Below are 536 nucleotides of genomic sequence, written 5' to 3' on the forward strand. Positions count from 1 at the left end.
ACGCCGAAGCGCTATCTGGCGGAGACGGTCATCGTCAATCAGGGCGAGGATTGTGATCGCATGTTCATAGTCGAGTCGGGCTGGGGGTGCATTTCTCATGAGCTTGCGGGCGGGCAGCGACAGATCCTGGATTTTGCGCTGAGAGGCGATATCGTCCTGCCTCAGTCCTACACGGGCAGGGCTCTTGAAACGTTTGTGGCTCAAACCGAACTTTCGGTTCTGGTGGCTTCCACCAAGACATTTACCGTTGCTGCCATGCAGTCGCCCCGTCTGTTCTCCCTCGTTATCGAAACCCTCGTGCACAACGCAGCGGTTGTGGCTCAACATCTCACCAATGTTGGACGACGCAGCGCCTTGGCGCGGACGGCGCATCTCTTCCTCGAACTGAGGACGCGTCTTGAACGAATCGGCTCTGTCACCCGCAACAGCTATGAATGCCCTCTTACCCAGTACGATCTCGCGGATGCCCTCGGACTCACGCCCATTCATGTCAATCGGATGCTGCGGGAACTGCGCGAGCGCAAGTTTCTCGAATT

At 57.5% G+C, this 536-nt stretch carries 1 protein-coding gene; it reads left to right on the forward strand.

Features of this window, described 5'->3' with window-relative positions; all coding sequences use genetic code 11:
• Window positions 1–536 (forward strand): Crp/Fnr family transcriptional regulator (locus NKJ89_RS35665; protein ID WP_352609088.1); only part of this gene is annotated, 536 nt, incomplete at both ends.

Origin of the sequence: Mesorhizobium sp. M0047, from assembly GCF_040323315.1 — a bacterium.
Lineage (GTDB): Bacteria > Pseudomonadota > Alphaproteobacteria > Rhizobiales > Rhizobiaceae > Mesorhizobium.